This window comes from Luteolibacter sp. LG18 (assembly GCF_036322585.1).
Taxonomy (GTDB): domain Bacteria; phylum Verrucomicrobiota; class Verrucomicrobiia; order Verrucomicrobiales; family Akkermansiaceae; genus Luteolibacter.
Genome location: NZ_AP024600.1, coordinates 5,370,471 through 5,392,755, shown reverse-complemented (window position 1 = coordinate 5,392,755; position 22,285 = coordinate 5,370,471). Strand labels below are relative to the sequence as shown.

The 22,285-nt window shown below is 63.0% G+C and carries 15 protein-coding genes; 9 read left to right on the top strand and 6 right to left on the bottom strand.

The window, feature by feature from the left end:
• Complete coding sequence (locus tag llg_RS21420) at positions 1–1,395, top strand: O-antigen ligase family protein (protein ID WP_338287103.1); 1,395 nt, start codon at positions 1–3, stop codon at positions 1,393–1,395.
• Positions 1,396–1,404: 9 nt separating this feature from the next.
• On the opposite strand, the gene llg_RS21415 is transcribed toward llg_RS21420, so the two are convergent.
• Genes llg_RS21415 through llg_RS21395 form a run of 5 tightly spaced genes read right to left on the bottom strand, consistent with a single transcriptional unit; the run spans position 1,405 to position 9,474 of the window.
• Positions 1,405–2,508 (bottom strand): polysaccharide biosynthesis/export family protein, encoded by a 1,104-nt coding sequence (locus llg_RS21415; protein ID WP_338287102.1) that lies wholly within the window; start codon positions 2,506–2,508, stop codon positions 1,405–1,407.
• The gene (locus llg_RS21410; protein WP_338287101.1) at positions 2,505–3,491 is read right to left on the bottom strand and encodes a polysaccharide biosynthesis/export family protein; all 987 of its coding nucleotides are present in this window, start codon (positions 3,489–3,491) and stop codon (positions 2,505–2,507) included. Before llg_RS21410 ends, llg_RS21415 begins: the two co-directional genes overlap by 4 nt.
• The gene (locus llg_RS21405; RefSeq protein WP_338287100.1) at positions 3,488–5,434 is read right to left on the bottom strand and encodes a hypothetical protein; all 1,947 of its coding nucleotides are present in this window, start codon (positions 5,432–5,434) and stop codon (positions 3,488–3,490) included. Before llg_RS21405 ends, llg_RS21410 begins: the two co-directional genes overlap by 4 nt.
• Before the next feature lie 48 nt (positions 5,435–5,482).
• Positions 5,483–6,667 carry a glycosyltransferase family 4 protein gene (locus llg_RS21400; RefSeq protein ID WP_338287099.1) on the bottom strand — a complete coding sequence of 395 codons (1,185 nt, stop codon included), beginning with the start codon at positions 6,665–6,667 and terminating at the stop codon, positions 5,483–5,485.
• 5 nt (positions 6,668–6,672) lie between these two features.
• Positions 6,673–9,474 (bottom strand): CHASE domain-containing protein, encoded by a 2,802-nt coding sequence (locus llg_RS21395; protein ID WP_338287098.1) that lies wholly within the window; start codon positions 9,472–9,474, stop codon positions 6,673–6,675.
• Between the two features lie 897 nt (positions 9,475–10,371).
• Here llg_RS21395 and llg_RS21390 point away from each other — a divergent pair.
• The 3 genes from llg_RS21390 to llg_RS21380 all read left to right on the top strand — a co-directional run bounded on the left by llg_RS21390 (position 10,372) and on the right by llg_RS21380 (position 14,008).
• Positions 10,372–11,127, top strand: coding sequence for a hypothetical protein (locus llg_RS21390; protein ID WP_338287097.1), 756 nt, complete (start codon positions 10,372–10,374; stop codon positions 11,125–11,127).
• A gap of 425 nt (positions 11,128–11,552) precedes the next feature.
• Complete coding sequence (locus llg_RS21385) at positions 11,553–11,714, top strand: hypothetical protein (protein ID WP_338287095.1); 162 nt, start codon at positions 11,553–11,555, stop codon at positions 11,712–11,714.
• Between the two features lie 209 nt (positions 11,715–11,923).
• On the top strand, positions 11,924–14,008 hold the full coding sequence (locus tag llg_RS21380; RefSeq protein ID WP_338287094.1) for a hypothetical protein: 2,085 nt from the start codon (positions 11,924–11,926) through the stop codon (positions 14,006–14,008).
• Positions 14,009–14,234: 226 nt separating this feature from the next.
• On the opposite strand, the gene llg_RS21375 is transcribed toward llg_RS21380, so the two are convergent.
• Positions 14,235–14,819 carry a HEAT repeat domain-containing protein gene (locus llg_RS21375; protein ID WP_338287093.1) on the bottom strand — a complete coding sequence of 195 codons (585 nt, stop codon included), beginning with the start codon at positions 14,817–14,819 and terminating at the stop codon, positions 14,235–14,237.
• Between the two features lie 341 nt (positions 14,820–15,160).
• Between llg_RS21375 and llg_RS21370 the strand changes: the two genes are divergently transcribed.
• The 5 genes from llg_RS21370 to llg_RS21350 all read left to right on the top strand — a co-directional run bounded on the left by llg_RS21370 (position 15,161) and on the right by llg_RS21350 (position 22,248).
• Positions 15,161–16,882 (top strand): autotransporter-associated beta strand repeat-containing protein, encoded by a 1,722-nt coding sequence (locus llg_RS21370; RefSeq protein ID WP_338287092.1) that lies wholly within the window; start codon positions 15,161–15,163, stop codon positions 16,880–16,882.
• A gap of 60 nt (positions 16,883–16,942) precedes the next feature.
• A complete protein-coding gene (locus llg_RS21365; protein ID WP_338287091.1) occupies positions 16,943–18,445 on the top strand; it encodes a GH1 family beta-glucosidase in 1,503 nt (500 codons plus the stop codon).
• 467 nt (positions 18,446–18,912) lie between these two features.
• Positions 18,913–20,634, top strand: a complete 1,722-nt coding sequence (locus llg_RS21360; RefSeq protein WP_338287089.1) for a sensor histidine kinase — start codon at positions 18,913–18,915, stop codon at positions 20,632–20,634.
• Positions 20,631–21,257, top strand: coding sequence for a response regulator transcription factor (locus tag llg_RS21355; RefSeq protein WP_338287087.1), 627 nt, complete (start codon positions 20,631–20,633; stop codon positions 21,255–21,257). The genes llg_RS21360 and llg_RS21355 overlap by 4 nt, the downstream gene beginning before the upstream one ends.
• Before the next feature lie 64 nt (positions 21,258–21,321).
• Positions 21,322–22,248, top strand: a complete 927-nt coding sequence (locus tag llg_RS21350) for an alpha/beta hydrolase-fold protein (RefSeq protein ID WP_338287085.1) — start codon at positions 21,322–21,324, stop codon at positions 22,246–22,248.
• Positions 22,249–22,285 lie beyond the last annotated feature (37 nt).

The window sequence follows — 22,285 nt, the reverse complement described above, 5'->3', positions numbered from 1 at the left end:
ATGGATATCGTCAAAACACTGTTCAAGGTCCTGGTCATCCTCGCGGTTTACGCGGGCGGGGCGCCTGCGATCGCGCGGTGGACGCGGGGGCAGGACGGGCGCAGGCGGTTCATGCTCGGGTTTTTGGCCTGGTGGCTGGTGCGCCCCCGGTCGGATTTCACGCTCACACTTTATTCGATCGAAGAGTACCGCGGCCATACGAAGGGATTCGAGTTCAACTTCCTGGAGGCGATCGCCCTCGGATTGTCGCTGGCGGCGATGATGGAGAAACGGAAGGATTTCCGGTGGCGGGTGCCCGCCCTCGGGCTGTGGGTGCTGTGGGTGGCGGCATCGTGCCTTTCCGTGACCGGTGCGATCGAGCCGCTCTATGTCTGGATGCCGGCGTGGAAGTTCCTGAAGATCGCCATCGTGACCGCCGGGGTGTTCCATGCGGTCCATGGCGTGGAGGACATCCGCGCGCTGATGCGCGGGTTCTCGTGGGCGCTCGTCCTCCAGTTGTTCGTCTGCCTCTATTTCCGCTACGTGAAGGGGGCCTTCCGGGTGATCGGCTGGTTCGAGCACCAGAATCCGATGGCGATGTGGTCCTACATGCTGGCGTTCCCGTTGTTAGGACTGGCCATGGCGAAGGAAACGTCCCGCAGGGATTTCATCCTGCACCTCGCGGGGTTCGGTGCCGCCGGTCTGGTGGTGATTCTCACGGTGTCCCGCGCCGCCCTCGCGGCCTACATCGTCGGCACGGCATTGGTGATGGTGGCGTCGTTCCTGCAGGGGATCACCCTGCGGCGGGTGCTGCTCACCTCGATCATCACCGTGGGAGGAGTCGCGGCGCTGGCCATGGCCATGAATACCCTGGTCGCCCGCATGAAGGGGGCGGGGGACGATTCCGCGGAAAACGACCTGCGCTTCGTGTTGAACCGCCAGTCCGCCGCCATGCTCTCCGATCATCCGGTGGCGGGCATCGGGTGGAACAACTTCGGCCTGGCCAACAGCAGGCCGCTCGGCACCCAGTATTCCGAGATCCTGGAAGCATGGGAGGCGAACCGGGGGCACTCCATCTACCCGGAGCAATTCCAGGCCAATCCACTCACCGAGAGCCTCTACTGGCTGGTGCTGGCGGAGACCGGATGGGCGGGCTTCACCACCTTCATGCTTTTCGAGGTGGTCACCCTCTGGTTCCTGCTGCGCGGGTTGTTCCGGCATTGGAAGTCCCCGCTCGGCTTGTTCCTCGCGGGGCTGCTGGTCTCATTCACCATCAGCTACCTGCACGGTCGAGTGGAGCGGGTGCTGACACAGACAAAGAACCTGACCACGCTCATGATCTTCGTCGGGGTGGCGGCGCGGGTCCACACTTGGCGGAAACGGCTGCCGCCGGGTGCGGCCGATGCCACTCTATGATCCCGGGGATTATGGGGGCGCTGAGGTCGTGCCGCCTATGGGGAGGGTGATCTGGGAGCGTTGGTCGGAGCCGACGAGCGTCGCCCCCTCGTTCGCGGCGATGGTCCGTGCGGCGTCCCGCAGTACCAGCTCGACCCCCTCCGAAAGCAGTCCGAACGGGCTACGTGGCACCCATACGATATCTCCCGGCATCAGTGCCACATCGGTGGCCTTTCCGGTGAGGATGTCCTGCACGTCCACCGTGGCGGCCTTCGGCTGGGTGGTGGAGCCGCGCACGATCACCACCTTCTTGAGATAAGCTCCCTCCGATGGCCCGCGCCCGGTGGCCAGGCACTCCACCAGGGAAAGGTGGTCCTTGAAGCCCACGGATTGTGGCACCTTCACCGCCCCCAGCAACAGCACGCCGCCGTTCTGGGAGGAGGGGATGTAGATGAAGTCATTGTGGCGGAGATAGATGTTCTGGGAGGTCTCGCCCTTGTGGATCAGGCGTTCGAAGTCCACCGGCAGCACCTTGCCGTCCCGGATCACCACGCTGTGGCCGAGGTCCGCCAGTTCCTCGGTGGTGCCGGAGAAACGGGAGGTAAAGAGACCTCCGGAATTCGAGACGGCTTCCAGAAGGGTGGTCGGCTGCCGGAGCGGGAAGATGCCTGGCTTGAAGACCCGGCCGAGGATCCAGTAGCGGCGGGATTTGACCTCCACCAGACTGACGTTCACCAGCGGATCGGCGTAATCCTTTTTCAGCGCGGCTTTGAGGCTCTCCGCGAGTTCCTGCTGGGTGAGGCCCTCGGCTTTCACCCCGCCGGCCAGATCATAGTAGACCATGCCATCCGGCATCACGAAGGTGCGGGCGAGCGTGCCGGACACCTCCGCGACCTCGATCTCCACGAGGTCCCCCGGACCCAGCCGATAGGCTTCCGCCGGTGGCTTGAGCCACGTTGGATCAATCCGGCTCTGGCGGTGCACGGACTCGAAGGCCGGCGAGGCGAGGTTGCCGGTTGGCTTGCGCGCGTCGAATTGGCTGCGCGGGATCTTGAGCTGGCAGGATGCGAGGACGCAGGCCGCCAGCATCACGACGGGCGGCCGCGCGATCCGCAGGAGGGATGCGCCGTTCATGGAGAGGAGGAATTGGTCTTCGACGCGGGATTCACGTTCAGGTTCACCCAACTGGCCGTGGCACTGGAGATGAAGGCCTCGGTGGCCAGCCCCAGGATCTGCTCGGCCTTGCTCCACGGCTTGTCCGACACGTAGATGATGTCACGGGGTTGAAGGGGGAAATCCTTCTCCTCGGCGGCGAGGATCTTCTTGAGATCCACCACGTGGACCTCCGGTTTCTGGAGGCTGCCCCGCACCACCAGGATGCGGTCGAGCCAAGCCTTGTCCGAGAATCCGTCCCGCCTGGTGATCGCCGTGGCCACGGTGGCTCCGGGCGAGAAGCCCTGGCGGCCCGGGGTCTTCACCGAGCCGAGGACGTAGTATTCATTGGTGATGTTCGAGGCGATGAAGACGAAATCCCCGGGCTCGATCTCCACGTTCTGACGCATGTCTCCTTCCAGGAAGAGCCGCCGGAAGTTCACCTCCAGCGGTTTTCCATTGCGGGAGAGAAATGAGCGGTCGAGGTCCGCCAGCTCGATGGTGTTCTGTTCGAACAATCCGGTTTCCATCCCACCCGCATTGGCCACCGCTTCCACCAGCGTGATCGGGCGTTCGAGGGTGTACACGCCCTTGTTGATGACCTTGCCGAGGATAGTGAAGCGCTTGCTGCCCACTTCCTCCGGAGTGAGGATCACGCGTGGGTTTTTGAAATGGTCTCCGAGCTTGCCCTCGATGGCGAGGCGGGCCTCGTCGATGGTCAATCCGGAGAGCTTCACTCCCTGGGCCTGCAGGTAGCTGACGGTGCCGTCCGGCGCGATCCGGAGGCCCTTGCGGCTGAGTTCGGGGCGGCCGTAGAGGCTGAAGTTCAGAACGTCCCCGGGGCCCAGTTCGTAGCGTTTCCTCCACGAGGTTCCCGAGGCCGGGGCGTGGTTTCCGGGGGTGGGGTTTTCCTGGGCGATGGCGCAGCACCCGGTCAGGAACAGGATCGCAAGGCTCCGTTTCATGGTGTGGTGGGCTGGGGAGGCGGGGTGGATGGGCGGCTGAAGTGACGGGCGAGGAACCGGGAAACCTGATCACCTGCCCGGCGAGTCCAGCCATCCGGAGAGCGCACGGAGGCGATGGTGCCATCGATCGGCGGCAGATAGGCCGCCGTGAGTTCATGGAGAGTCTGGGCGCGGCCAAGGATCGGGGACTCCCCGCTGGCGAGGGCGAAGGTGAATTGGATCCCTGCGAGCACCGGACGCTCCGGTACGGGAGGCAAGGAGGAGGCGCGATGGAGAAGGGCACCGGTGGAGGGCGTCCGAGTCCACCGGAGGCCGTCCGGTGGGGTGGTTTCCCACAGGCCGTCCGGGCTCAGATCGACGACTTCCGGCAGGGTGCTGCCATCCCGCTTGGCAGCCATCGCCAGATGTTTCCAGAACGTCCGCTCGTCTTCCGGGGAAACGAGGGCGGTCCAGCATAGGATCGGCGTTTGTTCCGTGATCTTCGCCGAGAGACTGCCGAGCCACAGGAGGTCGAAAACCGCCTCGGAAGGGGTGTCAGGATGGAATTCCAATAGCAGCGGGGCATTCGTCGCGGAGCAGCACTCGAGCACGCTCCGGCGGCAGTCACGCAGGCTCCACAGCAGGAGAAGGGCGAATGCTCCTCCCGTTCCCACCGCCAGGCCGGCAATTCCCAGCAGGGCCGGTCCCTTGAGCTTCGAAGCCGGTGCCGCCGGGTGGTTCTCGGGTCCTTCGAACAAAACCCAGTAACCCGGTGCGGAAGAGGCGAAGATTTCCGTCTCCTTGAGCCGGTTGCTCAGCAGGGTGAGGGAGGCCATCATGCTTTCCCGGGATTTGTCCAGTTCACGGTAACCGCTGACGATGGCCGGAAACTCCTTCAGCCGTTCTTCCTCGGTGCGGAGCAGCTCGGTGTAGGACTTGATCTTCCCAAGGAACTCGGTGCGCTGGTTCTGGAGCGAGAGGATGTCGAGGAACAACTGGTTGCCCAGCGGAGTGCCGGTATAGGACTCGAGGGAGGCGGGGCCTTGTTCCTCGAACTCCTTCAGCTTGCTTTCCAGATAGGCGATTCCCTGGAGCTTGGCCTTCACCAGCGGGTTCTCGTCCGTGTAGGTTGCCCTCAGCTTCGCGAGCTCCTCGCGGGCATCCTTCAATTGGAATTCGATCGGGCTCTGACGTCGGAGTTCGGCGGTGAGGGCCGTGATCTGGTCGTCCTTTGCCGAGAGACTCGCCTTGGCGTTTTCCAGCTCCAGGGTGGTCTGGCCCACCCGGTTGAGGGTGGCCGTGAGCTGGGTGTCCGTGCCGAAGTACTGCTTCTCCCGTGCGAAATCCATGATCTGCCGGTTGATCCCGGTCAGTCCCTTTTCCATGTCCGCCACCTGGTTCTGGAGGATGGAACGGACGGCGCGCGCGTCGGATTGCTGGAGGCGTTTGGTGTATTCCTCGATTTCTTCCGACCAGATTCGGGTGAACTTCTCCGCGTCCGCCGCGCTCAGCGGCGAATGATAGGTGACATAGTAGATGTCGGTGCCCTTTTGTTGGGACGCTTCCACCATTTTCCGGACGGCCTTGGCATCCAGACCGTTGCCTGTCCTGGCGACTGCTTTCTCCAGTGGGTCGGCCGCCAAGAGGGTGGCCAAGAGGGTGGCGTCGTTCAAATCGGCCGGCCGGTAGGACTGTCCGGTTTCGCTGGCTTGCACCGTTTGCGGCACCTTGCGTTTGAGCAGGGAGGCGGAGGTGGTGAAGGAGGGCTTGTTGAGGGCCATCCCGGCGGTGGCTCCCGCGATGAGTCCCGCCAGCCCGCATCCGGCCATCCATGGCCATCCCGCCAGTGCTCCGGCGAGCAGCCGGACGGGGTCGAAAGGCAGGGGGAATTTGAAGCCGCCGCCGCGCCCCGCCCGGTCCTCTCGGGATGAATTTCGGGAGGCGTTGTGGGCGGTGGGGTTCATGCGGTCGGAGGAACTCCGGTGCGATCGGCTCTGATTGCTTCAGTTTGGTTAAAGATATGATTCCGTTTCCGGTGTGGCAAGGTCCGATCTCGGCTGCGCGGCGGCTTTCTCCATGGCGCGGCGGAAGGCATGCGAAAACGCGGGGAGATTCATGGTGTCCCTGACCCGCGCCGTCAGGGCCGGTTCCGCCGCGGGGGCTCCATCGTCCAGGAAGCGGCGCAGGGCTGTGGCAAGCGGACGGGGGCCGCCGGGAGGAAAGCGGCGGGAGGCGGGAAGCACGTCCTTCATTCCATCCCGGTCACTGCCGAGCACGGTGGTGCCGCAGCAGAGCGCCTCCAGCATGACCAGAGGAAGGCCTTCATAGCGGGAGGGGATCACCAGCGCATGGAGCGCCGGGTAGAGATCCGCGGGATCGCACCAAGGTAGGATGGTCACCGTGTCGGCCATTCCGTGGTTGCCCGCTCGCGTGGCGAGTTCCTCTTGATCGGGACCGCCACCGGCGAAAACGAGGTGGCACGCATTCCTCAGGGCGGGTTCCGAGGCGATGGCATCGAGGAGAAGGTGCTGCTGCTTCTGGCGGAACTCGATACGCCCGACCATGCCAATCAACACGCGGTCTCCCGGCAGGCCGAGTTTTCCCCGGCATTCGGCCGCTGGCCGGGAGATGAACCGGGTGGTGTCCACGCCGTTGTAAACGACGGTGATCGGGCAGGTGGCTCCGCGGGCGCGCAGCTTCGCGCCCATCTCATCGGTGATGGTGACGAAGTGATCGGCCGCCTGGAACAGGCCGGAGGTGAAGCGGTCCCGCAGCCAGCCGAGCTTAGCGCCCATCTCAGCGTTCGAGTGGGGCACGGGGATATAGCTCGCGGATCTCAGTCCCGCCCGCCGTGCCGCCAGCAGGGATAACGAGGAGTGCTCGATGTTTCCCTGCACCGCCACCACCAGATCGGGGTGATGCGCGGCGAGTTCGGCGGCGAGCCCGGCCACACGGGAGGGGGCGAGCCGGTTGCGGAGGGCTTCCAGCTTGGTGGATGTCCGCTGCATCACGTGGATCTCCAGTTCGGGATGCCGCGTGGCCATCGAGCGGAGTTTCTCCAGCAGCGTGGCATTGTCCGCGGAGGCCATGAACTGGACCCGGGCACCGGGGCGTGCGAGCAAGGCTTCCACGCCGAGGAGAGTCATCACTTCGTGGCCTCCGAAGACCGGGCTGTCATCGTAAAAGAGATAGTTCAAGGGATTTAGGGAAAGGAGGATTGTGTTCCGGTGGTGGGGCGGGAGAAGGCACGTTCGAGGGCCACGAGCAGCGCCTCCTTGACCAGCGGCTTGCTCAGGTAATCGTTCATGCCGGCCTGCAGGCAGCGCTCCCGGTCTTCGTCGGATGCATTCGCGGTCAAGGCGATGATCCAAGGCTGGCCGGCCTTGCTTCCGGTGGCTTGGCGGATCCGGCGAGTGGCTTCCAAGCCGTCCATCTCCGGCATCTGCACGTCCATCAAGACCACCTCATAGGTTTGGCGCTCCAGGGCATCCAGGACCTCCAGCCCATTGGCGGCCACGTCTGCCTGGTAGCCGATGTGCCCTAGCAGGAAGCGGGCGACGCGCTGGTTGATGGCGTTGTCCTCTGCCAGAAGGATGCCGCCGATCAAGGGACCTTCATGGGGCGGCGCGGCCGTGCCGGGGGCGGGAGATTCGATTGCAGTGGGGCAGTCTTCGCTCGAGATCCGGACCAGCGTGTCAAAGATCGTGCTCGGTCTGGCAGGCTTGGTGAGCACCGCGTCGAACAAGCCATCGGTTTCCTCCGGGGAAAGATCCCCCCAAGAGGACAGCAGGATCAGGGAAGGGCAGGAGTCCTTCAAGCGGGCCCGCAGCTCCCGGGCGAGCGTGATGCCGTCCATTTCCGGCATGTGCATGTCGAGGATCGCGAAGTCGAAGGAGGAGGTGGCGGCTTTCTCCAGAGCGGCGGCACCGGACTCGGCGGCTTCCGCCGGCATGCCCCATTTGGCAGCGAGGTTCCCAAGGATCCGGAGGTTGGTCGGATTGTCGTCCACGAACAGGAGCCGCCGGTCCTTGAGATTGAGCTGAGCCAGGGATGTCGGGCGCTTCGGCTTCGCGGAAACGGCCTCGCAGCGCACCGTGAAATGGAACGTGGAGCCCTTGCCGACTTCGCTATCCAGCCACAAGTCGCCTCCCATCAGGGTGGCCAGACGTTTGCTGATGGCCAGGCCCAGGCCGGTGCCGCCGTATTTGCGGGTCGTGGAGGCGTCCACCTGGGTGAAGGGCTGGAAGAGGCGGCTGTGTGCCTGTGGTGAGATCCCGATGCCGGTATCCCGGACCGACACGTGGATCTCCTTCATGGAGCCGACCAGGTGGCGGGCGGAGACGGCGATCACCACCTCTCCTTTCTCCGTGAACTTGAGTGCGTTGCTGACCAGGTTGATGAGGATCTGGCGGAAGCGGGTGATGTCCCCGCGGACCTCCCGCGGCACGCTGTCCTGGATTTCGTATAGCAGGTCGACTCCCTTGTTGCCGGCGGTCATGGCGAGCATGTCCAAGGTGCTTTCCACGCAAGGGGAGATGCTGAATGGGGCCTGTTCCAGATCCAGTCGGCCGGATTCGATCTTGGAGAAATCGAGGATGTCGTTGATCAATGCCAGCAATGTTTCTCCACTGGAACGGATGATCTCCGTGTATTCCCGCTGCTGGGGAGCGAGCGAGGAATCCATCAACATGGAAGTCATGCCGATCACGCCGTTCATGGGGGTGCGGATTTCATGGCTCATCACGGCCAGGAACTCGCTCTTCGCGCGGCTCGCGGACTCCGCTTCCCGGGTCGCCCGGCGCAAGTCCTCGGTCATCCTTTCCGCCAGCCGAACGGCTTCGAACCGCCTGGCCCCGAGTGTCCGCACGAGAAAGAACGTGGACGCCGTGACCATCAGGCCGCCGATGGTCACGACCAACGGTCCTCCGACTTCGCCGGACAGGTCGAATGTTCCGGTGGCGGTCATCGCGCAGGTCCATCTGCGTCCGCCGATGTCGAGGGTCTTCACATTGTAGAATGGGCGGCCTCCATGAGGGCGGTCCCCCGGTGCATCCTCTCCGGTGACCGGGATGCCATCGGCATCCAGCAGCCGGTTCGCGGAGGTCAGCTGGTCACCCTCGTAGATCTCCACGTCCACCATCCCGGCGGTTTCCGCGAGAAGGTTCTGGCAGACCTTCTCCAGCACCACCGGAGCGTAAACGAAACCCTGGAGCGCCGCCAGGCGGGCTCCGGGGGTGGTGGTGTCCTCTCCATTCCGATAGACCGGCACGAGCCACAGGAAGCCGCATTCGGGATGATCCGACTGCTGCAGGCGGACGTGGTGGGTCAGGGTCGGCTGGCCGGAAGCTGCTGCCTGTTCGGCTGCCTCGCGCCGGATCGGCTCCGAGCCGATGTCGTATCCCCAGGCATTCCGGTTGGTCTCCAGCGGATCGACGAATTTGATCACGTAAAGATCGGGGGCGCTGCCCGCCGTCCTCACCTCGAAATCCGGAGCATGGTCTGCCCGCTCGGCCGCGATGAAGTCCGCCAGATGGTCACGCCGGACTTTCTCGATGAACCCGAAACCCAGCACTCCGGGAAACTCGCGCTCCAGATCGCGGGAGGCGACGTAGGCCTTGAACTCCCGCCGTTCCACCGATTGGCTCGCGGCGTATACTCCCCGCGCACCCTTCAATCCGTAAACCGGAAGAGTCATCTTTCTGGCCAGCTCCGACACCACCTTGTCCGTCATCGCCTCGTAACGAAGCCGGGCGACCTCATGGTAATGCCGATGGGTGAAATAGGCTCCGGTGAAGGTCAGGGCCGCGCCCACGATCAGGATCGAGATGGAGGTGATTTCCAAACCCCTGGAGGAGAGGGTGGGCGATTCCGCCTCGAATGGTGCCCGCGTGGCCCGTGCCCGCCAGACGATCAGGGGCCCGGCAAGAAGCGTGAGCAGCACAGTATCAAGCATCGCCTCCGCCACTCCGTCGATCGATGGAAACAACAACGGCAGGAGCAGCATGACTGCAAACTCGGCCAGAGCGATGCAGAGCAGGATTTCTCCGAAATAGCGGAAAAAATGGACGCTGGGCTTCAATGGACAACAGATGGGGTGATCAATCTTGCAGTTATCTCAATGGCGGGCCTTTTGGAAATGGAAACTGTTTGGGAAACAGGAAATTCAAAGGGTCTTCGGATGTTCGGCGTGCGTCGATTTCCAGTGGTATAATCCACCTGGTGCTCCCGAATCATTTCGACGTCTCCGGTAGGGCCTGCCGCGGACCTCTATCGCCACATTGCCAAATACGGAAAAGGGGCAAGATGGGTAGGCTGAAACGAGATCAATCATTCCACGGGATCCAGGGCTTTCCGCTTCCTGTCGCGGTTGTGGGCGGCGGTGGTGCGGATGTCGGCGTGACAACGAAGCCGCCGACCTCCTTGCGCAGTTCATGAAGGGGGCGCTTGGTGGTGACTCCGTGGGCGCTGACCAAGCCCTCCCGCCGGACAGCCGCTCGCCGGGTTACTGCCGCTCCACCCCAGCCAGCGCAACCGCCGCCGTTCCCGGTGGCGGTTGCTCCTCCGGTATGCGTGCCGCCGCAAGCCAATCACCTTCCGAGCCTCTTCATCGGCAAGGACGGCAAGCAGGCGGGGCCATTCACCACCGACCAAGTCGGCTCCATGTTGCAAGGCGGCCTGCTACTGCCCTCCCGACTTGGTGTGGCATGAAGGGCGGCCGATTGGATTCCGCTGTGGCAGTTCTTCGGCATGGCTCCGCCGACCTGACGGTCCCCGTCGCTGGTGTGTCACGAAGCTCCGTTGCCTGTCCGCGGCCCGCGGTGGCCGCATTTCATTCTCACCCTCATTTCACCATGATCCGTTTCTCCTCCTTCCTCGTCATCCTCAGTCTGCTGCCAGTCGCTTGGGCCGAGCCGCGCCCGCCCTCACGCCTTTGATCGAAGGCGAGTCCACCCGGTTGGCTGAGGTGCGGAAGAACTTCCTGCAACATCCGGCGGACTACGCCCGCATTAGCCTCGATCCCGGCTGGGCGGACAACAAGGAATACAAGACCGCCTCCGAGGACCTTGCCACCGTCCTGCGCCCGGTGATGGCGGGGGTGGGAACGTGGAAGCTGCCTCCTCACGCCCAGTCCGATTTCGGCAGCGGCAGCACGATCCTCTCGCAGCCCTACCTTACGGCCTTGCCGACCTTCGTGGATGCGGTGCCGCAGTTGAAAGGGCTCAAGCCCGCCAAGGCCCGGGTGCCGGTTGGCATGCCCGGCTTCCCGAAGAAGAGCTTCTACTACCACTCCTACGATGGTTCGTTCGACTTCCCGGTCGGGATGACCGGCGTGACCTTCAACCGGCTCTACATCGTGACCGACCCGCTCGACCAAGTGGTGGCCCTGCAGTACTGCTGCGAAGCTCCGCCGAACCACTCCGTGCGGGACATGGGCATCGGGATCTTCAACTTCGTGCAGTTCCGCCGCAAAGGCAGCACCACCGCCGTGGTGCAGTATGAAACCAAGCCGCAGAAGGACGGTTCGGCGCTGGTCATCACCAAGCTCGGCGTGGAAGAGCGCCGCGGTTCCACCTCGGCGACGTGCAAGGAGATCAACGTGCTGGTGCTGCCGAAGCCGACGCTCCAGTTGATCGACTACGTGCTGCAGCAGCCATAGATCGGCCAAAATTCTCCCATCTCCAACGAATCCCGCCACCCCGCCGGAGGAAGCTCCGGCGGGGGCCTATTCTTTTTTATCTCGGTGGGGCCGCGGTGGGATGGAAAACCGACGCAAGCATGTCCATGTTCGCCTACGAGGCTTTTTAGGGGAAGCTGCCGTTCGCCAGAGCGCTGTCGCTGCCCGGCTTCTTTCCAAGAGGTAATGACTTCACGATGAAAGGTTTGGATGTCGATAAATGCAAAGTGCCTTGAAATGAAATGATGCTGTGATTTTCTGGGCTTGAATTGGGGGCTGAGGGTTCCGGGGGGAGTCCCAACACGCTCTCGATTCCGGGAGGGTCGCTGGCGCGACCGTGGGAAAATGTCCCGCCGGGAACTCACTATTCCCGGCGGGACATTTAGGTGATGGGTATCTTAAACTCCGTGGAGTTCCGTCGCAAGGGCCGCACCACCGTGCGGGTGGAATATGAAACCAAACTTCAGAAGGACGGCTCCGTGCTGGTCATCATCAAGCTCGGCGTGAACGCCGCGGTTTGCCCCCAGCGACTTGCTGGTCTTGCCGAAGTCCACGCTACAGCCAATTAACTAGCTCCTGCAGAAGCCATGGGATAGATGCGGGCTGGTTTTTGTTCAGGTTGAAAGGTGGAGCCGTCCCACTCGATTTCCCGGGAAAGGGACGTCGTGTTAACCACGGAAACCGGATGGGGAGATCGTGGGCGGGAAAGCGTGCGTATCTGGAGAATACACCAATTTCCCCAGCGATGATCCATTGGCTATCCACCCTCACCTGCCTCATGGCCACCGCGGCCTTGTTGACCGCGGAACCCTTGCCGTTTCCCGAAGTCCTTGATGACGCCGCGGTGGTGCAGGACAGATTCGATGACATCGCGACTCAGGCTCTGCCGCTGGGCAATGGAGATCTGAATGCGCTCTTGTGGGATCGTGGCGGGGTGCCTTGCCTCCGGGTTTCGAAAAATGATCTGTGGGATGCCCGGATCGACACTTCAGGAGATCCACCGCTTCTGAAGGTGGATCTCCGGGAGCGCACTTGGACCGGTGGGACCAACAAGGTGCCGAGCTGGTCGAATCATCCTTATCCCCAACCCCGTTGTGCGGCGGTGATCACGATCGGGACTCCGGTACCCGGACGCTGCGTGGCCAATGCCCGCCTCGACCTGCGCCGGGCGGTCGCCACCGTCGATGGCACCCAGGTGCGCGTTTTGGCCGACCGCAACGTCATCCTCATCGATACTCCGGACCCCGTCTTGTTGGAGGAAGTGAAAGCTGAACAACTGCCGCTGGCGAAGTCCGGTGAGACCGATGGCGTGAGGTGGCTGCACATGACGATGCCGGGGGACGTGGACTACATGGGAATGGAATACGCCCTGGCGGTGGCGACCCATGGCAACCGGAAGGCTGTATCGATGGTGACGTCATTCGATGTGAAGGGTCCCGTGCTTGAGAAGGCCATCGGCTCGGCCCGCGAAGCTTTGGCAGGAGATTTGATCTTAAACCATGAAGAAGTATGGACGAAATTTTGGTCTGCTTCGGGCGTCAAGTTGGGCGATCGATTTTTCCAGGACGCGTGGTATCGGAACCTCTATTACATGCGTTGCTTCTGTAGGGCGGGCACAGCCATGCCGGTGACCTTGTTCGCGGGGCTCGCCAGCGATAAGACCGGTTGGCACGGTGCACCCACGCTCAATTATAATTTCGAGCAGACGTTCTGGCCCATGTTCGTCTCCAATCATGTGGACGAAATGGAGCCCTACGTGCGTTTTCTCGAGTCTTACGCGCCGCGTGGCCGGTGGCTGGCGAAGGAAACCTATGGTGTTGAAGGTTTGTTCCTTCCTCTCAATCTGTTCGGGCCGGAGCATCTGGTCCGGCCCGAGGCGGCCAAGAGCCATAATGCCCGGCAGATCTGCTACGTGCCTTGGACCTATACTCTGGGCTGCACCGGCTGGGGGCTTCAAAACCTGTGGTTGCGATACAAATACTCACCGGATCGACGATACCTGGAATCGGTGTATCCACTGTTGCGGGATGGTGCGGAGTTCTACGCCAACGTGCTGGAACAGTGCCGCGCCGGAGAACTCGGCCCCAGTTACAATCCCGAGCATGGTTCGTTCGGTTCGTTCAACAACCCGGTGGACATAGCCTATTTCAGGTTTCTTCTCACCACGGCCTCGGAAGCGGCCCGTTTGCTTGGTCGTGATGCCAAGCTGGCGAAGCGTTGGGGTAATCAGTTGGCCCGTGTGCCGGACTACGAGAGCACCTCGATTCCGGAGGGCACCATCATTGCCAACTGGAGGGGCGCGGATGCGGATGCAGTGAAGCAGCACAATGTCGCGTCACCCACCGTGCCGGTCTTTCCCGCCGACCAGATCACCTGGTTCTCGCCGGTCGCGGAAAAGGAACGCTTCGAACGGACGTTACGTTGGATCAAATATCGCGACGACAACGCACACATCATGGTCAATGTAGCACGTGCACGGTTCTCGATGCCGGAAGCCTATACCGCATCGAGGGAGTATTTTTCAAAATTGCTGACGCCGAACGGTCTTTTCGCCAAGTGGCCCGGCCATGGTTCGTATGTAGCGGAGAGCTGGGCTTTCGCCGGGCTGACGGGCGAGCTTCTGTTGCAAAGCGTGGGCGATGTCATTCGGGTATTCCCCGCATGGCCGAAAGACCAGGATGCGGCCTTCGCCAAACTACGCGCACAGGGTGGATTCCTGGTCAGTGCGGAGCAAAAGGGAGGGGAGGTGGTCCGCTTGAGTGTCGAATCCACGGTAGGTGGCAAACTGCGGCTCCTGAATCCGAAAGACGGCGCGATGATCGAAAGGGATACCCGGCCTGGTGAGATCGTGGTCGTCCGATGAGGGATTGGTCGATTGACATGGCAATCGCGAACTGACGATCCGCCGGAGTTTCCTTCGGCGGCATAGAGCTTTCAATTCCCGATAGAGCGTTTGAATGTGGGCAAGTTCCCCAACGAGGCCTTCTCCTTCTAAGAGTCAATGGCTGGCCTCACGTCCGACAGGAGAGCGGGGCCACGACTTTCCATCGGGAAGGGAAAAGCGGATGGCGGGATCGGTGGCATCGAAATCAGAACCTGTCAGGGCAGGGGATACGGTGAGATCGTCGGTGGGCAGCCGTTCGCCCTAGGCGATTCCGGACGAACTTGCGCCAGGCATTGCGGATGGCGAACCGTTGCTCGCGGGTGAAGTTGCTGTTTCCACTGCTGGATTTCGAGGGCAGATGGAGGGGCCCAAGGGCCAGTTGCGTCAGGGCCTCGGACATGAAGTCCTGATCGGTGATCACTTCGCACCAGGCTTCCCACAATTCCACCCGCGCTCCGAGGGCTTGGGCGGAGGAGCTCGCGGCGGATTGGACGAAGGTTTCATGGGTGGTTTCCACGATGCGGCAGAGCGGCCGGATGAATGCCGTGCGTCCTGACTTTCCCGCCACCTCGCAGGCGGAGCGCAGGACGCCCCAGTCCGGGTCTTCCAGGGCTTTCATCAATGCCGGCTCGAATTCGGCTGGAACCGGTGTGGGGATGGCTAGAATGGCATTCTGCCGGAAGGTGTGAGGATTCGCATTGATGTATGCGAAAACGGTTTGTTTCCAGCCGTCGGTCTTCGGATGTGGCTGGTGAGGGTCGGCGAGTTCGCGGAACCGGGCGAGAATCACGGTGGTGCCTCCGCCTGCGTCCGGGTCAAGGCTCCATCCCCATCCCCGCATGCCCGGCCCGTCCGCGTCAATGGGAGACGTGTGATCCGGGAGATCTCTTCCTTGAGGTCCCTTCGAACGCGGGCGGGCATCCCCTGATCGGGGGGGATAAAAACCACTCCTTGGCGACGTGGACCGCCCCGGAACTCTGTGTTCCCATACCGGATAAGCCACATTTGGAAGACCGGTCGTCACTCCGTGTGTCGAGACCTGCTTTCCCGGCATTCATCACGCGCCCCGCCGCGTCGGATGAACCCGATTCCTCGCGAAAAACCCAATCGTCCTAACCCCCGAAAATACCCATGAAGTCCAAGGCTTCGATCTGTTTCCTCGCCGCGGCGTGCGCGGCCTCCATTGGTTCCGCGGCTCCTCTTTTCACCTGGGAGTCCGGCACCGAAGGGTGGTCCGCGGATTCGCCAAACTCCGTGGCGACCTCCACGACCGGCGCGACCGAAGGAGTCAAGTCCCTCGCGGTTACCCAGCCGATGAGCGGCATGTGGTGGAACGTCGGCACGACGGTCAATTTGTCCCCCGGGCAACGCCAGGCTCTTTTCACCAACGCCACGGAGCTCCGGTTGGATGTCTTCTATCCGAATCCGGGCTACACTTCATGGTGGGCGAATCCCGAGGTGGAGGTCATCATCCAGGGCGAGAACGTCGGGTGGACCGGATTGGCGACCCGCACGGTGGCGGTGGACGGCTCCCCGCAAACGCTGTCCTTTCCGCTCACCCCGTCCCAAGCCTCTGCGATGGCCAGCGGGAATTGGGGCCAGATCGTCCTGAGATTCGGTTATGGCAATGGTGGCTCCACTTCGACGGAGGCCGTGTTCTACGTCGATAACTTCACCACCACGGCCAGTCCCGTCTCGAACTTCTTTTGGAAGGGCGATGTGGACGAGCAATGGACTTCGCTCAACTGGACCACGAGCATGGATGGCTCGGTCCCCGGTGGAGCGCTGCCCACCGATGGCTCCGCCGGTATCGCTTTCGCTGCCAGCGGGGCCGCCAACCTGTCGAACGTGATCGGGGCGAACCAGCATGTGAAATCCGTGGTGGTCACCGCGGGGACGGGACTGGTGGTGATCGGCGGGGCCCAGAGCCTGACGATTGGAGAGGGGGGTATCTGGCTGGATGGGGCGGCCAGCGGGCTGACGATCGCCACGGGCGGAATCATTCTCGGAGCGAATCAGATCTGGTGCAACAAATCCCCCGCTTTGCTCGACGTTACGTCTGCTGTTGGCGGCTCCGGTTCACTGACCAAGAGCGGTGCCGGGCCGCTTCTGCTGAGGGGAGCCAACACCTACACCGGATCGACCCGGGTTCTGGAGGGTGTGCTAAGGTTGCAGACTCCGACCCTCAATGACCGATCCTCCGTCGAGATTGCCGCCGGCGCGACATTGGATCTTTTATACTCCGCGACGGACCAGGTGGCTGGGCTGAAGATCGGTGCCCAATCGATGGCGGCGGGAATCTATGGGGCCCAGGGTTCGGGTGCCCAGTTTGAACGCGCCGAAATCACCGGGAGCGGCTTTCTGGTGGTCGTTCCCGATCCTTATCTCCAGTGGATTTCCCAGTTCGCGGCTCTCAGTGGGAGCGATGCCGGGAAGGGTGCCGATCCGGATCATGACGGAGCCACCAACATCGAGGAGTTCGCCCTCGACGGCAACCCGGAGGAGGGAAAGGCCACCGGCAAGATGCGCACCCGCATCGAACAGGTGGGAGGGGACCGGGCATTGGTCGTCACTCTGCCGGTTCGCAATGGCGCGTCGTTCACCGGTGCCGCCCCGGCGACCGCCACCGTGGCGAGCGACGGGATCGCCTATGAGATCGGAGGATCGAACGATCTGGTGACTTTCGACCAGAGCGTCTACGAAATCATTCCCGCGCTCTCCGGAGAGCCGGAGATGCCGACGCTCCACTCGGGATGGACGTATCGGACCTTCCGGCTCGATGGCTGGCTTGACGGCCCCCTGTCACGGGGGGCGAAGGGCTTCCTCCGTGTCAAAGCCACCGCAGCTCCTTGATCCAGGTTCTGACCGATCCGAAGGATTTGGAGTTTCCTCAGCCCTCTTGTTTTCTTTTCTATGACGCATCCGTCTTTTACCCGCCGCGGGTTCCTCGGTTCCCTGGGGTTTGGCTCGCTGGCTCTCGATTCGTTGGCTGCTGGCTCCGGTGAAGGGGCTTCAGCCACGTCCGCAGGAACGGCGCTCCGGCCGAATGTCTCCGATTTTCCCCCGGATTTCCAATGGGGGGTCGCGACCTCGGCTTTTCAAATCGAAGGCGCCGCTTCCGACGACGGGCGCAAACCGAGCGTGTGGGATACGTTTTCCAGGGTCGACGGCCGGGTGAAGGGCGGAGACACCGGTGATGTCGCCTGCGATCACTACCGGCGCTTCGCCGGAGACGTGAAGCTGATGGCGGATCTCGGCGTGAAGCACTACCGGTTCAGTATTTCCTGGCCCCGCATTGTGCCCGACGGCCGCGGTGCGGTGAACGACAAGGGCATCGACTTCTACAAGCGCCTGGTGGACACGCTGCGGGACCACGGGATCCGGCCCCATGCGACGCTCTTCCATTGGGACAGTCCGCAGGCATTGGAGGATCGATACGGATCCTGGCGCAGCCGGGAAATGGCGAAGGATTTCGCCGACTACTGCTCGGCCGTGGTCTCGCGGCTTGGCGATCGGATCACGGATTGGATGACCATCAACGAGATCTTCTGCTTCACCTACATGGGATATGGAGTCGGAGGCACTCCGCAGCACGCGCCAGGGACGGTGGTCAAGCGGAAGAAGGAGGTGCAGCAGACCGTCCACCACGCGCTGCTGGCCCACGGCCTGGGGTGCCAGGCGATCCGCGCGGCCTCGCCTGTGCCCTGCAAGGTCGCGCTGGTGGTGAATTGCGACACCTACGTGCCGGTGATCGAGACACCCGGGAACATCGCGGCGGCGAAGAAGGCCTTCCTGGCGGAGGAGCACAACGGAACCGTCCTGGTGCCGGCTCTCACCGGGGAATATGGCCCGGGAGTGCTTGAAACCCTGGGGTCGGAAGCGCCCGAGATTGCCGCGAGGGACATGGAGATCATCGGCCAGCCTTTGGATGTGCTGGGGATCAACCTCTACACCGGCCAATACACGCGGGCGGCGGAAAACTCCCGTGGCTATGAGATCCTGGGAATGCCCGAAAGCTACCCGAAGATGCAGATGCCCTGGCTCAACCTCGTGCCCGAATCCATGTATTGGGCGATCCGCCTGATCGGAGAGGCGATCGGAAAGAAGGACCTTCCTTTGGTCATCTCCGAGAACGGCTGCGCCTCCGACGACCAAGTTTCCAGTGGTGGAGAGGTGGTCGATCTCGATCGCGTGCTCTACTTGCGGTCCTACCTCCGGCAGGCAAGCCGTGCGGTGGCCGAAGGTTATCCGCTGAAAGGCTACTTCCAGTGGAGCCTGCTCGACAATTTCGAATGGTCATACGGCTACGCGCGGCGGTTCGGCATGGTTCACGTGGATTTCGCGACCCAGAAGCGCACGCCCAAACAAAGCTTCGAGTGGTACCGGCAGGTGATCCGCGAGGGGCGGGTGCTTTGAGACGAAGCAACGGGACGTTCCTCCGATGGATCGAAATGTTTCACGTTAACAGGGAAAGCACTTGTTCTTCTGGCGTCGTGAATTTCGTTCGGCTAAGAGGAGGGTCCGGTCCTTGATTTGAAACCCACCTCCAGCCCTTGACCTCCTCGTTCGGTCGAATGCGTGGCCTTTTCAATTTCATGGTTTGCCTGCGGGTGGCCGTGGTGTTGTGGTCCGGCTTGGTTCCTGCCCGGGCCCAGGCCCCGCTCATGTCTGCCGCGGAGATACGCGCGCTTTCACCCGGGGAGGCGGCGAAGGCCCGCCCGGTCAGGCTCCGTGGTTTTGTTCCTTTCGTGCATCCCCAGGGACGGGCTTTGTTTCTGCACGACGGAGCCTCGGGGATCTTCGTCGAGCAGCCGGAGGAGGGGAACCTGGTTTGGCCCGCGGTGGGGGACTCCATCGAGGTCACCGGTGTCACCGGGGAAGGCTTGTTTGCTCCGGTCGTCCGCGGAACCGGCGGTGGTGCACCCCGGATCGAGATCCTCAGCCACCAAGCCCTCCCCGAGCCGCGCTTGATCGGCGCGGAGGATTTGGAACGTCCGGACCTCGACTGTGACTGGGTGAAGGTGGAGACCCTGGTGCATGAGGTTTTGATGAACTCGGAACAGGTGGTGCTGGAGTGCCAGACCGGCCCCTGTAAATTCCACGTCTTGATCGAAGGGCCGCTGCCTCCGGAATCGGTTCCGTGGGATCTCGCCGAGGCCCGCGTGCGCCTCCGCGGCGTGGCCGCCACCGTTTTCAATACCAACCGGCAAATGACCCGGCGCTTCCTGCGGGTGAGTTCCCTCGCCGACGTCGTGCGGCTCGATTCCCCCGACCGCCGCTCGACGCCCACGGTGGTGCGGGCGGACGACCTGTTCCGCTTTACCGGGGCGGGGCCGGACCGCTTTGTGCGCGTGCGCGGTGCGGTCACGATGGTGATTCCCGGCAGCGGGCTTTTTCTCCGGACCGATGGGGGAGGGTTGTGGGTCCAGACGGCCCAGCCCCTCGCGGCCATCCCGGGAAGCATTGTCGAGGCCGACGGCTGGCCCGCCGTGGAGCCCATGAAGCCGATCCTGCGGGCGCTCAGCGCGCGCGTGGTGGGCAAGGTGGATCCGCCGCAACCGCTCGAATTCGAAGGCCGGGAGGTTTTCCACGCGCAACATCAAGCCGATCTCGTCTCGCTGGAAGCGGAGTTGCTCGATGTATTTCGCGGAGAAGACGGGACTACCCTCGAGCTCCGCAACAAGACCACGGTCTTCCGCGCCCTGCTGGATTTGCAGGCCGGCCCCCTGCCGAAGTTGATTCCCGGTTCCCAGGTCCGGGTGTGCGGTATCGCGCGGATCAGTTCCGTGGGGGCGTTCGTGCCGCTGCAGGGAGAGGACAAATTGCTGCTGCTGCTGCGTTCACCGGCCGATCTGCGGATCCTGTCATTGCCTCCGTGGTGGACGCCTCCGCGGGTGGCGATGGCTTCCGCCGCGATCATTGCGACCTTGTTGGCGGTCTATGGTTGGAACCATGCCCGGCGGCAGCGCGAACTGGATGCCGAACGCCGCTCCTTCGAAGCGGTGCTCGCCGAGCGAGGTCGTTTCGCCCGGGAGATCCACGACTCCCTGGCACAAGGACTGACGTCCATTTCGCTGCAACTGGAGTGTGTGCGTGATGAGGTGACGGAAGATCCGGAGAGGGCTTTCGTTCACCTTGAAAGCGCGCGTCGCCTGGTCCGGGAAAGCATGCGCGAAGCGCGCCGGACGGTTTGGAACCTCCGCCCGTTGGCGCTCGGCGAAGCGGATTTGGCGACCGCCTTGCAGCGTTTTGCCGCGGATCTCACCCATGGTGGCGAGATCGCCACGCAGTTTGAAACCGAGGGCGCACCGCGGTCCTTGTCGGCCGAACACGAGAGCGCGCTTCTGCGGGTCGGGCAGGAGGCGTTGACCAATGCCGTCCGCTATTCCGGGGCCAGGAGAATCCTGGTGGAGCTTCGTTTCGGGGACGACTGGGTCACGCTCAGCGTGCGCGACAACGGCCGCGGTTTCGACGTTGCCGGGTTGACCGGCAAAGGTTTTGGCATCACCGGCATGCATGAACGGGTGGCCGCGCTCGGTGGCAGTCTCTCGATTGACAGCCGTCCCGACGAAGGCACCGAGGTTTCCGTCACTCTTTCGACATGAACGCACCCATCCGCCTGATCCTGGCCGACGATCACCCGTCCTTGCGGGCGGGGCTTGTCGCGATCCTGGAACGCCAGCCAGACCTGAAGGTTGTCGCCGAATGCGGCAGCGGCCGTGAGGTGATGAAATCCCCCGAAACCGCGGATGTCTACATCGTCGACCTGCGGATGCCGGATGGCGATGGCGTGCAGACGATCAAGGCGCTCCTGGCCCGCGATGCCTCGGCAAAAGTGCTGGTGCTCACCACTTACCTCAGCGAGGAGGACGTCTTCCAGGCCCTCGAAGCCGGGGCGCGCGGCTACCTCCTCAAGGACACGACGAAGGAGGAACTCGTGGATGCCATCCGCCGGATTCACCAGGGGGAGCGATACCTTCCCCAGGCCATCGCGGCCCGTCTGGCGGACCGCATGATCCGGCCCCGCCTGACACCTCGCGAGTTGGACGTGCTCCGCCTCGTCTGCCGCGGGAGGAGCAACAAGGAGATCGCTTCCGCGATGTTCGTCTCGGAAGAGACCGTGAAGACCCACATGAGGTCGCTGTTCACCAAGCTCAATGTGCACGATCGGGCCGAGGCGGTTTCGGTCTCGATTCAACGGGGGCTGATCCGCCCTGATCCGCCCTGATCGCGGGCTTCATTTTCCGGACGATGCATCCGGCGCTTCTTTTCAAATCCCACCCGACACACCCATGAAACCCATTCCAATCGCCATGCTCGTTGCGATGGCCGCCATTTCGATTTCGCCCGGCCAGGACACGCCGGAGCAAACGTCCGCGGAGCGCGCCCGCGCCAATTTCGCGAGGCCCATCCAACTGGGGCCGGACGATGTGAAGGTGTTCGCCGATCCGCCTGACGGATTCAACCTGCCCCGGCCGGGCATTCCCTCGGGCAGGGTGGAGGTCTTCGCCTACGATTCGACCGTCACCGGCACCCGCCGGGAAGCGAACGTTTACCTGCCGCCCGGCTATTCGCCGGACCGGAGGTATCCGGTGCTCTATCTCCTGCATGGCATCGGCGGGAATCAGCACGAGTGGACCGGCTACATCAAGGCTCCCGCGATCCTCGACAATCTCATCGCCGATGGGAAAGCGGTGCCAATGATCGTGGTGATGCCCAACGGCCGCGCGCTTCCCAATGACAGCCCGCCCGCCGAGATCTATGCGCCCGGGCACGCCGCGGCGTTTGCGAAATTCGAGCGCGACCTGTTGGACTGCCTCATCCCGTCGATCCAAAGGAAATATTCCGTTCAAGAGGACCGGGAACACCGCGCCATCGCGGGGCTGTCGATGGGGGGCGGCCAGGCGCTGAACCTCGGTTTCGGGAACCTCGATTCGTTCGCATGGATTGGAGGGTTTTCGCCGGCTCCGAATACCCGGCCACCTGCCGAACTGGTGAAGGAGCCCACCACCGTCCGCGGAAAGCTGAAGCTCCTTTACCTTTCCTGCGGCCACAAGGACGGTCTCATCAACATCTCGCAAGGCTTGCAGGCTTTTTTGAAAAAGAGCGATGTTCCCCATGTTTGGAACGTGGACGATCACGGCCACGATGGTGCCACCTGGGCCAGCAACCTTTACCAGTTCGCCCAAAAGCTCTTCCGATCAACCGAAGGGGGATGACGGGGCCAACCGCCGCACGCCGACCGCTTCCCCCGTT

Excerpts from the sequence above, each read along its gene's own strand:
- llg_RS21395 (WP_338287098.1), bottom strand. The coding sequence starts at position 9,474 with ATGCTGCTCCTGCCGTTGTTGTTTCCATCGATCGACGGAGTGGCGGAG.
- llg_RS21350 (WP_338287085.1), top strand. The coding sequence starts at position 21,322 with ATGAAACCCATTCCAATCGCCATGCTCGTTGCGATGGCCGCCATTTCG.
- llg_RS21370 (WP_338287092.1), top strand. The coding sequence starts at position 15,161 with ATGAAGTCCAAGGCTTCGATCTGTTTCCTCGCCGCGGCGTGCGCGGCC.
- llg_RS21420 (WP_338287103.1), top strand. The coding sequence starts at position 1 with ATGGATATCGTCAAAACACTGTTCAAGGTCCTGGTCATCCTCGCGGTT.
- llg_RS21405 (WP_338287100.1), bottom strand. The coding sequence starts at position 5,434 with ATGAACCCCACCGCCCACAACGCCTCCCGAAATTCATCCCGAGAGGAC.
- llg_RS21365 (WP_338287091.1), top strand. The coding sequence starts at position 16,943 with ATGACGCATCCGTCTTTTACCCGCCGCGGGTTCCTCGGTTCCCTGGGG.
- llg_RS21355 (WP_338287087.1), top strand. The coding sequence starts at position 20,631 with ATGAACGCACCCATCCGCCTGATCCTGGCCGACGATCACCCGTCCTTG.
- llg_RS21410 (WP_338287101.1), bottom strand. The coding sequence starts at position 3,491 with ATGAAACGGAGCCTTGCGATCCTGTTCCTGACCGGGTGCTGCGCCATC.
- llg_RS21380 (WP_338287094.1), top strand. The coding sequence starts at position 11,924 with ATGGCCACCGCGGCCTTGTTGACCGCGGAACCCTTGCCGTTTCCCGAA.
- llg_RS21415 (WP_338287102.1), bottom strand. The coding sequence starts at position 2,508 with ATGAACGGCGCATCCCTCCTGCGGATCGCGCGGCCGCCCGTCGTGATG.